We start from the raw sequence: 11,262 nt of genomic DNA, 5'->3' as shown, positions 1-11,262 counted from the left end.
ACCAGATGGCCGCTGTTGGTGCAGTGCTGACCCGGGAACGAATCATCGGGGACATCGCCGACATCCTGGAGTTGCCCGCATCCGAGATCACCGACGAGACAAACGTTCTCGACATCGGACTGGATTCGGTGCGGTTGATGTCGCTGATCGAACGGTGGCGCGCCGCGGGTGCGGTGCAGGCAGATCTGGTCGCCCTCGCCTCGGACCCGGTCGTCGGCTCCTGGGTGCGCGAACTCACCGCGGCCGCCGCGTCGACGCCGGACTCCGCACGATGAGCGGGCAGCGAGATCAGGCGCCCGCCGTGACCGAAGACGTCGATGTCGTGGTCGTCGGCGGTGGACCGGGTGGCTCTACCACCGCCACGATGTTGGCCAAGAGCGGTCGGCGGGTGATCCAGCTCGAGAAGGAGACCTTTCCCCGGTACCAGATCGGGGAATCGTTGCTGCCGTCCACGATTCACGGTGTGTGCAAACTCCTCGGCTGCTACGAGCAGGTGCGTGACGCCGGATTCATGCACAAGCGCGGCGGTAGTTTCCGGTGGGGTACCAATCCGGTGCCGTGGAACTTCCTGTTCGCCATCTCACCCGAGTTCGCCGGCGAGGGGAGCTACGCCTACCAGGTCGAGCGGATGAAGTTCGACCAGATCCTGCTGGAGAACTCGGCGGCCAACGGCGTCGACGTCCGGCAGAACAGTCGGGTCAACGGCGTCGACACCGACGACAGCGGACGCGTCGTGGGTGTGCGTTACGTCGATGCCGATCGCGTCGAGCATCACATCCGCGCCGCCTACGTGGTGGACGCGTCGGGCAACTCCACCCGACTGACCCGGCACGCCGGCGCCGAACGCGTGTACTCGGAGTTCTTCCAGAACATTGCGGTGTTCGGGTACTTCGAAGGGGGCAAACGATTTCCGGCCCCGGACAGCGGCAACATCCTGTGCGCGGCATTCGACGAGGGCTGGATCTGGTACATCCCGCTGTCGGACACGCTGACGAGCGTCGGCGTCGTCATCGCCAAGGACAAGGCCGATCACGTGATCAACGCGCAGGAACAGACCCTCCTGCACTACATCGATCGCTGCGAGATCGTGCGCGACATGCTCGCCGATGCCACCCGGGTGACCGAGGGGACCTACGGTGAGATCCGGCTGCGCAAGGACTACTCGTATGCCAACACCCGCTTCTGGGGCAATGGCATGGTGCTCGTCGGCGACGCCGCGTGCTTCATCGATCCGGTCTTCTCCACCGGGGTCCACCTCGCGACATACTCCGGTGTGCTGGCGGCCCGATCCATCAACAGCGTGCTCGACGGCACCGTGAGCGAGGACCGGGCATTCGGCGAATTCGAGGGCCGCTACCGGCGTGAGTACGCGGTGTTCCACGAATTCCTGTCGGCGTTCTACGACATGGAGCAGTCCGAGGACTCGTACTTCTGGAAGGCCCGCCGGGTCACCAACTTCGATCGCACCGATATGACCGCGTTCGTATCCCTGGTGGCCGGCGGCTTCTCCGGCGAGCAGGCTCTCACCGACCCGTCGCAGATCATCGAACGCTTCCGCGCATCGTCGGACGCCCTCACCCGGGCCGCCGCGAAAACCGGTGGTATGGACACCGATTCGGGTCAGCGGATGGGGCACATGTTCTCCGCTCCGGTGGTCCGCGACGTGATGGAGGAGATGAACGCACTCCAGGCACGCGGGGCGGTGGGTGATCGGGCCACCGAGCCGCCGCTGCTGGCGGGCGGGCTCGTACCGTCGGCCAACGGTCTGTCGTGGGCCGAGCCGGCCGATGTACCGGTCTGATCGGGTGTCGCGGTCGGTGGTGACCGGGAACCACCGACGGCCCTGATGCTCGGACATCTCGCCCTGGTCCTGATGGCCGCGCTCGGCTGCGGCATGATCGCGCAGCGACTCGGGCTGCCGGCGATGACCGGGCAACTCGCGGCCGGAGTGATTCTCGGGCCGTCGCTGCTCGGGGCGGTGCTGCCCCCGGCGTGGAGTTTCGGTACCGGCGATGCGCTGCCGCTGGTGTCGGCCGTGGGTACGCTCGGCGTCGTCCTGCTCGTCGGGCTGGCCGCCGTCGACCTCGACGGTGCCTTCCTCCGCCGCCGTACCACCGTGCTGGCGTCCGTCGGCGTCGGATCGTTCGTGATCCCGCTGGTCGCCGGAGTGGTTGCCGGACTGCTGATTCCGCACACGCTGCGCGGGCAGTCCGCCGGCACCACCGAATTCGTGCTGCTGCTCGGAACGGCGTTGTCGGTCAGCGCGATTCCGGTGATCGCCCGCATCCTGACCGAGCTCGACCTGATGCGCAAGGAAATCGGTCAGCTGACCCTGGCCACCGGCACCCTCACCGACGTCGCCGCCTGGGTCATCCTCGCGGTCGTCTCGGCCATGGCCACCTCCGGGCTCCGGGGTTCCCGGTTGCCGTTGACCCTGGGAGCCCTGGCGGCCCTGCTGGTGGCGACCTGGCTGTTGCGACGACCGGTGAGCTAGGCGCTGGATCGTCTGGAGACCTCCCGCCATCGCTCGGAGACCGGCGGGATCGTGGTGTTGGCTCTGATCGCCGGTGCGGCTCTGACCGGGGCCGTGCACCTCGAGCCGGTCCTGGGTGCATTCCTCGCCGGGGTGATCATCGGCCACCGGGGCGAGTCCGTGATGGCGCCGCTGCAAGCGATCACGAGCTGGGTGCTGGCCCCGGTCTTCCTGGCCGGTGCGGGACTGCACCTGGATCTGCACCTGATCGCGCGTCCCCAGGTGCTGCTCGCCACGGCGGGGCTCCTGGTGGCCGCGGTGGTGAGCAAGTTCGTCGGTGCCTATGCCGGTGCGCGCATCGCACGGATCCCGAGGTGGGATGCCGCCGCGCTGGGCGCAGGACTGAACGCGCGGGGCGTCGTCGAGATCGTGATCGCCTCCGCGGGACTGCACATGGGCGTCTTCGGCGAAGAGATCTACATGATCGTGGTGCTGTTGGCCGTGGTCACCTCGATCATGGCCGGGCCCTGGGTTGCCTACTGCGTGACACGCAGCGCGCGTGTGGCAGTCATCGACGTTGCGCCGGAACGTGATTCACCCGCACCCCCATCGCCGCAGACTGCTGCCCCGACGATGCCTACCCTCGATCGATCCTGAACGCATCGAGGACGGCCGCGAACTTGCTCTCGGTCTCGGAGACCTCGGCATCGGGGTCCGACGCCGCGACGATTCCACCGCCGGCCCAGGTGACGGCACTGCGGCCGTCGGCGGCGATCTCGGCGCAGCGGATGGTCACCATCCATTCACCGTCGCCCCCCGCGGTCGCCGACTCCGACCAGCCCACCGCTCCGGCGTAGAACCCGCGGGGCCCTTCGGTGGCCAGGATGTGCTCGCGGGCCGGCCGCGTCGGGGTTCCGCAGATCGCCGGGGTCGGATGAACCGCCAACGCCAGATCGAGGGAGGTGATGGACCGCTCGGTGATCGTGGCCTCGATGGGGGTGCCGAGATGCCACATGGTCGGGGTGGTCATCAGCACCGGTTCCTCCGGGATGTGCAGGGTGTCGCACAGTGGCGTGAGCGCTGCGGCCAGGGCGTCGACGACGTAGCGGTGTTCGGTGTGGTCCTTCGTCGAATTCTTCAGGGCGCGACCGCGTTCGGCGTCGATCCGCGGATCGGGGTGGCGTGCCGACGAGCCCGCCAGGGGATGGGCGGTCACGGTGGTTCCGCGTTTGCAGATGAGCACCTCCGGGCTCGCGCCGACGAGGTGGGCGCCGCGATGCCCGGATGCGGCCGAGAGGTCGGTGACGAACACCGACCCGTTCGAGTCGGCCGCCCGCATCCGTGCGGCGATCTCCCACGGTGAGATCGCACCGTCGGCACTGAGCCGAAGGGTCCGGGCCAGCACCACCTTCTCGAGCTCGTCGGAGGGGTCGGCGAGGCGTCGAACCGAGGACACCACACGGCGTCGGTGCTCGGCGGTGTCCGGATCGGCGCGTTCGATCGCGGCGTGCGGGACTCCAGCGTGCGGGATTCCAGTGTGCGGGGTTCCGGTGTCGGGGATGCCGAGGCGGGTGGACGCGGTCCAGGTGCCCGTGTGCTTCGACACCGTCTGCGGTGCCCACAGGGCGGCGTCGTCGGTGGTGTCGAATGGTATGGCGCCCACCACCGCCCGCACCGATCCGTCACGCAGGGCCGACGCGGCCAGGGTGACGTCGGCGAACGGCTGCTCGACGCCCGCGGCGATCACGTGATACTCGTTGCGACAGAACAGGAACCCGCCTGGGTCGGCCGATTCCGGCCTTCCCTGATGGCTCGTGGTGGCGGCGTCGGCGGTGACATCGCGGGTGCTGACGATCGAAGGGTTCATCTCGTTTCTTCTCCTGAGCAGGACAGCGGTTCACTCTGGTTGTCGGATCGTCTGGTGCGCTGACCCACATGCATGCCAGATGAACCCGCTGCTGAACCTTAGGTTAGACTTACCTTCACGATAGCTGGCGTCCGGTGCGGGGGCCGACGGCCGGGCATGAGACGACGATCTCACCGGGTCATCGAAGCGGTGGCCTTCCCGCCCCGATCAGGGTGCCATGACCGACCCGGCGCCATCGCAGCCACCGCCGGTGTCAACGTAGAGGAGTAGCGCGTGTGCAGTGACAGTTCCACGACGGATGTGGTGGGGATCGGTTTCGGTCCGTCGAACCTGGCGCTGGCCATCGCCATCGAGGAACACAACAGTGCCTTTCACAACGGGGCCTTTCACACCAACGGCGCCATTCACTCCGACACCCCCACACAGCGGACCCCCGACCAGCGCCCACTGTCGGCGCGATTCCTGGAACGGCGTGACCGGTTCGAGTGGCACCCGGGGATGTTGTTGCCGGGCGCGACGATGCAGGTGTCGTTTCTCAAAGATCTCGCCACTCAACGCAATACGGCCAGTCGGTTCACGTTCCTGAACTACTTGTCCGAGCGTGGCAGGCTGTCCGACTTCATCAATCTGGCCACCTTCTTCCCCCTCCGGTCGGAGTTCCACGACTATCTCGGATGGGCCGCCGACCGGGTCGACATCCCGGTGCAGTACTCGACGGAGGCCTCCGATGTCCGGTGGTCCGATGGCGTGTTCGAGGTGGTGACCGCCTCGGGTACCCACCGGGCGCGCAACCTGGTACTCGGCGGCGGCATCCGCGGCAAACTGCCCGCGGGCGTGTCGGCCGGGCCCCGGGTCTTCCACAACCATGACCTGCTCACCCGTCTGGCCGCGTTGCCGTCGACGCCGCACGGACGGTTCGTGGTGGTCGGCGCCGGACAGAGCGCCGCCGAGGTGACCGCATACCTGCATGCCGAAACACGTGCCGAGGTGCACGCCGTGTTCGCCAAGTACGGCTACACACCCGCCGACGACAGCCCGTACGCCAATCGGGTCTTCGATGCGTCGACCGTCGACGAGTACTTCGCCGCCGAGCCGGCCTGGCGTGAGCGATTGCTCACCTATCACCGCGGCACCAACTATTCGGCGGTGGACCCGGAGTTGATCGAGGAACTGTACCGGCGCGAGTACACCGAGCGGGTCGCCGGCGACCGCCGGTTGTTCGTCCACGGATCCACCGAGGTCGTCGACATCGTCGAAACCGATGACACCGCGCGGCTCCGGATGATCCATCGGCTGACCGGAGAGGAACTCGATATCGATTGCGACGCGGTGATTTTCGCCACCGGCTTCGAGCCCACCCCGATCGCCGACCTGGTCGGCGGCCTCGCGAGGCGATGCCATTCGGATGTGCATGGACGGCCGATCCTGGATCGGCAGTACCGCGTGCGCACCGATCCCGAGGTCACCGGGTCGATCTTTGTGCAGGGCAATTCTGAGCACACCCACGGTCTCACGTCGACGCTGTTGTCCAATGTCGCGATCCGGTCCGGGGAGATCGTCGACACGATCCTCGGCACCGGCACCGGCACCGGCACCGGCGCGGTACCCAACGGAACCGACGGTGTCGCCACCTCGGTGCGGGTCTCGACGCCGTCCGGACTGTAGGCGGTGGTGTGACCGGCCGGCCTCAGTGTCCGACGACGGCCGGCCTCAGTGTCCGACGACGGGCGTCAGGGTCTCGCCGAGCAAGCCGACGCGGCCGGCGATGTGACCGTTGGCCGGAGCGTTGACGGTGAAGCCGTCGATTCCGGTGGCCAGCAACTCGCCGTAACGGGCCGCCACCTCCTCGGGCGAACCGACGATGGTGCTCGCACGCCGGACCTCGGCGCGGGGATTTCGCGCCAGGTATGCCTCGAACTCGCGGATCGCCTGATCGTGCGTCGGTGCCACGCACGCCGACGTCTGCAGGCTGACGGTGATCTCGGAGCGATCGCGGCCGAGCTTCTCGCAGTGGCCGGCCAGGGCGTCGAGTTTGCGACCGATCTCGTCGGGCGCACAGATGATGTTCGATTCGTCGGCGTACTGGGCGACCATGCGCAGGGTCTTGCGTTCGCCGCCACCGCCGATCATCACCGGGATGGCCGACACCGGCGCCGGGGAGTTGATCGCGTCGGCGACCTGATACCACTTGCCGGCGAGGGTGGGACGCTCGCCCCGCAGCATCGGCAGGATGATCTGCAGCGCTTCCTCCAACTTCTCGAACCGGTCGGTGAAAGTACCGAATTGGTAACCGAGAGAGTCGTGTTCGAGTTCGAACCAGCCCGCGCCGATGCCGAGCTGGGCGCGGCCCTCCGATACCAGATCGAGAGCCGTGATGGTCTTCGCGAGTAGCGTCGGGTTGCGATAGGTGTTGCCGGTGACCAGCGCCGACAACCGCACTCGTGAGGTGTGTTGGGCCAGCGCCGAGAGCAGGGTGTAACACTCGATCATCGGATCGTCTGGTTCGCCCAGAATGGGCAGCTGATAGAAGTGGTCCATCACCAGCACCGTGTCGAAACCGGAGTTCTCCGCCTCGACCGCCTGCGCGGTGATGGTGGGAAACAGGTGATCGGGTGCGATGCCGGGATAGGTGAAATTCGGAATCTGATAGCCGAGGCGGGTCACCGCATCAACGCTACGCCGAGCCCTCGCGATTGCCGACCGTTCGGGCGAGTTCGGCGATGGTGTCGATGAGATCGTCGAACACGGCCTCGACGTCGGTGGTGGTCGCAATCGCGGCATTCGGTTCGCCGCCCCACATTCCGCGTTCGTCGGCCACCGTCGTCCCACGCGTGAGCGGTCCGGTCAATTCCACCGCGACCTGCGCCGGACGGGTCGTGACGCGCGACGGATTCAGCGCCACCATCGCGGCGAACGGATCGTGCAGGTGCGCGATATATCCCTCGTCGTGCGCGTGGTGGAACTCGAGATAGAAGCGCACCGCATCCATCACGTGGCGGATGAGGTGATTGCTCGCGACCGAACGCAGGCCGGGTTGGTCGGACGGATCGGGGCATTCGAGCGGCTCACTGCCCGCGGCGGCGGCCAACCGGACCGCGTGGTCGGGCGTCAGTGCGATGGCCTCGGTGAGGTCGAGGGAACACACGATCGGCGCCGGTGTGCCGGCGACGCCGAACGCGGCGAAGACCTCGGCGGCGGCCTCCGGATCAACGGCGACATTCCATTCCGAGGTCGGAGTGGTGTTGCCGTGCACATGGAAGGCACCACCCATGATCACGAGTCGGCGAAGTCGGTAGGGCAGCTGCGGATCACGGCGGATGGCGGTGGCCAGCGACGTCATCGGTCCGGTGACCAGACCCACCAACTCACCCGGATGTGATGTGGAGGCGACGATCCACGCATCGGCGGCGTCGTCGTCGGCCACCGTCCGCGTGCTGGTGGGCAGTTCGGCGTACCCGACGCCAAGCGGTCCGTGGGTGTCCTCCGTGGTCATCAGGTCGGCGACCAGCGGGACGGCGGCACCCAGATGCACCGGAACGTCCTCACGGCCGCACAGGTCCAGCCAGGCGAGATTGTTGGCGGCGACGACGTCGGCCGGGACATTCCCGGCGGTACTCGCGATCCCGACGAGGTCGACGTCGTCGCGCCCGAGGAGATACAGCAGCGCCAGGGAGTCGTCGATGCCGGTGTCGCAGTCGAAGAAGAGTCGCGCGGTCATCGGGCCATTGTGCCTGCCCGGCCTGTCCAGCAGGTTCGACATCTCGGCTCAGATGCGTACGGTCGGAGGGCATGACTGATCACCTACTGGCCTTCGAATGGACGGACACCACACGAATGTGGTTGGTGGAGACCCCTGTTCGGATCGTTGCGTATCTGATCGGGGCGTTGGTGGTGCGCTTCCTCGCACACCGCCTGATCGACCGCGCCACGCGGGGCGGTGATGGCCGCGGCATGCCCGCGGTGGTGCGGCATCTGCGTGAGCGAGCACCGGGATCAATCCCGGACGAGACGATCATCGCGCGGCGCACCCAGCGAGCGCAGACCATCGGATCGGTGTGCAAGTCCACGGTCTCCATCGTGGTGCTGGTGTGGTTGTGCCTGGCGATCCTGTCGGTCCTCGGGGTCAACATCGCACCGTTCATCGCCTCGGCGGGCGTCGTCGGCCTGGCCATCGGCTTCGGTGCACAGAATCTGGTCCGCGACTTCGTGAGTGGCGTGTTCATGCTTCTCGAGGACCAGTACGGGGTCGGCGACACCGTAGACCTGGGCGAGGCGATCGGCGAGGTGGCCAGTGTGGGCCTGCGGGTCACCACGGTCCGGGACGTCGACGGCACCCTCTGGTATGTCCGCAACGGCGAGATCGTGCGGGTGGGCAACATGAGTCAGGATTACGCCGTGGCCCGGGTGGAGGTGCCGGTGTCCTTGCGCGCCGATCTCGACCTGGCTCAGCGTGTGGCGGTGGACGCCGTCCGTGCCGCGTTCGACGAGGATGCCGAGTTGGCACGTGATGTCCTCGACGACCCGCGGATGCTCGGGATCCAGGAGGTCGCCGCCGATCTGGTGACACTGCGGATGACGGTGACCACCCGGCCCAACGCGCAGTGGGCGGTGGCGCGCCGCCTGCGTCACGAGATCCTGCGCGGATATGAGCGCAACGGGATCGACATGCCCTATCCGAACGGCAAGGTGCTCGTCGGTCGGACCGCGGACTGAGCCGATCGACGTCGGCCGCTCGACGTCGGCCGCTCGACGTCAACGATTCGAGATGGGCGAAAAACGCAGGGCCCCGGGAAGATTCCCGGGGCCCTGCGGTGTGCGTGTGTCCGAGGGGGGACTTGAACCCCCACGCCCGTTAATAGGGCACTAGCACCTCAAGCTAGCGCGTCTGCCATTCCGCCACTCGGACTTACAGTTGCCGTGGTGGGAGTGAACCTCTCACACCGGCGGCGATAACACTAACCGAGGTTGCCCCCGTATCCCAAATCCCGTAGGAGTGAGGGGTGACCGATGAGCCTTTCGCCCCGCGCGCGGTCGACGAAGTCGTCGATCTCGTCAGTACCCTCATCCGCTTCGACACCAGCAACACCGGTGAACTGGAGACCACGCGCGGTGAGGAGGAGTGCGCCAAGTGGGTCGCGCAGATGCTGGAGGAGGTCGGCTACACCACCCAGTACGTCGAATCCGGTCAACCTGGTCGCGGCAACGTGTTCGCCCGGCTGCCCGGCCCGCCGGATTCGGATCGGGGAGCGCTGCTGATCCACGGCCACCTCGACGTGGTCCCCGCCGAACCGGCCGACTGGAGCGTTCATCCGTTCTCCGGGACCGTCAAGGACGGCTACATCTGGGGTCGCGGTGCCGTCGACATGAAGGACATGGTCGGGATGGCACTGGCGCTGGCCCGCCAATTCCAGCGCGACGGCACCGTCCCGCCCCGCGAACTGGTCTTCGCCTTCCTCGCCGACGAGGAGGCCGGTGGTTCCTGGGGTGCGCACTGGCTGGTGGAGCACCGCCCGGACCTGTTCGAGGGGATCACCGAGGCAGTCGGCGAGGTCGGCGGATATTCGTTGACCGTCGATCGCCCGGACGGATCGGAGAAGCGCCTCTATCTCGTCGAGACCGCCGAGAAGGGCCTGGCGTGGATGAAGCTCACCGCCGACGCCACCGCAGGCCACGGCTCGTTCCTGCACGCCGACAATGCGGTCACCGAGGTCGCCGAAGCGGTCGCACGAATCGGTCGACACACCTTCCCGCTGGTGATCAGCGATTCCGTCGCGGAGTTCCTGGCCGCGGTGTCGGAGGAGAGTGGACTGGATCTGAGTCCGGACGCTGCCGACCTGGAGACCTCGCTGTTCAAGCTGGGCAGCCTGGCGCGCATCATCGGGGCCACGCTGCGCGACACCGCCAACCCGACGATGCTGCGGGCCGGGTACAAGGCCAATGTCATCCCGCAGAAGGCCGAGGCCGTGGTGGACTGCCGGGTCCTGCCGGGGCGTCAGCAGGAGTTCGAGGCCGAGATCGACCGCCTCATCGGCCCCAACGTGACGCGGGAGTGGATCACCCACCTCGACTCCTACGAGACGACCTTCGACGGTGACCTGGTCGACGCGATGAACGCGGCGATCCTCGCCCATGATCCGCAGGCGCGCACCGTGCCGTACATGATGTCCGGTGGTACCGACGCCAAGGCCTTTGCGAAACTCGGGATCCGCTGCTTCGGATTCGCGCCCCTGCAACTGCCCCGCGAACTCGATTTCGCAGCGCTGTTCCACGGCGTCGACGAACGCGTGCCGGTGGATTCGGTCCTCTTCGGCACCCGGGTCCTCGAACATTTCCTGCTCAACAGTTGATCGATCCGCACCCGAGAAAGGCGCTGCACATGGCGACGTTCGACCCGTACGAGGCCCTGCCGAATCTGCCCACCTTCACCGTGACCTCGGAGAACATCACCGACGGCGCCCCGCTGGCCACCCCTCAGGTCAGCGGCCTGATGGGGGCCGGCGGCGCCGACGCGTCCCCGCAGCTGAGCTGGTCCGGATTCCCCACCGACACCAAGAGTTTCGCGGTCACCGTGTACGACCCGGACGCCCCGACGGCGTCGGGATTCTGGCACTGGGCGGTCGCCGACATCCCCGCATCGGTCACGAGCCTGCCCGAGGGCGCCGGCGATGACGCGGGCAGCGGCCTGCCCGCGGGTGCCCTGACTCTCGCCAACGACGCGTCGCTGAAGCGTTTCGTCGGTGCCGCACCGCCTCCCGGACACGGACCGCACCGCTACTTCGTGGTCGTGCACGCCGTCGACGTGGAGTCCCTCGGCCTGCCTGACGGCGCCACCCCTGCCTATCTCGGCTTCAACCTGTTCTCCCACGCCATCGCGCGGGCCACCCTCATCGGCACCTACGAACAGCCGTCCGAGGATCTGTAG

At 67.4% G+C, this 11,262-nt stretch carries 9 protein-coding genes, 1 tRNA gene and 1 pseudogene; 7 read left to right on the top strand and 4 right to left on the bottom strand.

All coding sequences use genetic code 11. The features are described from left to right. Window positions 1–5: 5 nt before the first annotated feature. The 3 genes and pseudogenes from ABLE94_RS09420 to ABLE94_RS09410 all read left to right on the top strand — a co-directional run bounded on the left by ABLE94_RS09420 (window position 6) and on the right by ABLE94_RS09410 (window position 3,130). On the top strand, window positions 6–275 hold the full coding sequence (locus ABLE94_RS09420) for a phosphopantetheine-binding protein (RefSeq protein ID WP_348808637.1): 270 nt from the start codon (window positions 6–8) through the stop codon (window positions 273–275). Further along, the gene (locus ABLE94_RS09415; RefSeq protein WP_348803810.1) at window positions 272–1,801 is read left to right on the top strand and encodes a tryptophan 7-halogenase; all 1,530 of its coding nucleotides are present in this window, start codon (window positions 272–274) and stop codon (window positions 1,799–1,801) included. Before ABLE94_RS09420 ends, ABLE94_RS09415 begins: the two co-directional genes overlap by 4 nt. A gap of 45 nt (window positions 1,802–1,846) precedes the next feature. Continuing rightward, window positions 1,847–3,130, top strand: a pseudogene (locus ABLE94_RS09410) (cation:proton antiporter). Here the strand turns inward: ABLE94_RS09410 and ABLE94_RS09405 are convergent. After that, entirely contained in the window at window positions 3,111–4,340 is a 1,230-nt protein-coding gene (locus ABLE94_RS09405) for an isochorismate synthase (protein WP_348803813.1), read from the bottom strand. The pseudogene ABLE94_RS09410 and the gene ABLE94_RS09405 overlap by 20 nt on opposite strands. Before the next feature lie 273 nt (window positions 4,341–4,613). Between ABLE94_RS09405 and ABLE94_RS09400 the strand changes: the two genes are divergently transcribed. Beyond that, window positions 4,614–6,005 carry a lysine N(6)-hydroxylase/L-ornithine N(5)-oxygenase family protein gene (locus ABLE94_RS09400; protein WP_348808636.1) on the top strand — a complete coding sequence of 464 codons (1,392 nt, stop codon included), beginning with the start codon at window positions 4,614–4,616 and terminating at the stop codon, window positions 6,003–6,005. Between the two features lie 45 nt (window positions 6,006–6,050). Here the strand turns inward: ABLE94_RS09400 and ABLE94_RS09395 are convergent, their stop codons facing one another. Further along, entirely contained in the window at window positions 6,051–7,004 is a 954-nt protein-coding gene (locus ABLE94_RS09395; RefSeq protein WP_348803816.1) for an LLM class F420-dependent oxidoreductase, read from the bottom strand. Between the two features lie 10 nt (window positions 7,005–7,014). After that, the gene (locus tag ABLE94_RS09390) at window positions 7,015–8,058 is read right to left on the bottom strand and encodes a nucleoside hydrolase (RefSeq protein WP_348803818.1); all 1,044 of its coding nucleotides are present in this window, start codon (window positions 8,056–8,058) and stop codon (window positions 7,015–7,017) included. Between the two features lie 71 nt (window positions 8,059–8,129). On the opposite strand from ABLE94_RS09390, the gene ABLE94_RS09385 reads away from it, so the two are divergent. Beyond that, window positions 8,130–9,053, top strand: coding sequence for a mechanosensitive ion channel family protein (locus ABLE94_RS09385; RefSeq protein WP_348803819.1), 924 nt, complete (start codon window positions 8,130–8,132; stop codon window positions 9,051–9,053). A gap of 107 nt (window positions 9,054–9,160) precedes the next feature. On the opposite strand, the gene ABLE94_RS09380 is transcribed toward ABLE94_RS09385, so the two are convergent. Continuing rightward, window positions 9,161–9,246, bottom strand: a tRNA-Leu gene (locus ABLE94_RS09380). Between the two features lie 94 nt (window positions 9,247–9,340). Between ABLE94_RS09380 and ABLE94_RS09375 the strand changes: the two genes are divergently transcribed. Further along, entirely contained in the window at window positions 9,341–10,687 is a 1,347-nt protein-coding gene (locus ABLE94_RS09375; RefSeq protein ID WP_348803821.1) for a M20/M25/M40 family metallo-hydrolase, read from the top strand. A 29-nt stretch (window positions 10,688–10,716) separates the two neighbouring features. Beyond that, window positions 10,717–11,262: a YbhB/YbcL family Raf kinase inhibitor-like protein gene (locus ABLE94_RS09370; RefSeq protein ID WP_348803822.1), complete on the top strand. Its 546-nt coding sequence runs from the start codon at window positions 10,717–10,719 to the stop codon at window positions 11,260–11,262.

Source organism: Gordonia sp. VNK1 (assembly GCF_040049135.1).
Classification (GTDB): Bacteria; Actinomycetota; Actinomycetes; order Mycobacteriales; family Mycobacteriaceae; genus Gordonia; species Gordonia oleivorans.
The sequence above is the reverse complement of the archived record's forward strand: the minus strand, read 5'-3'. Positions and strand labels throughout refer to the sequence as shown.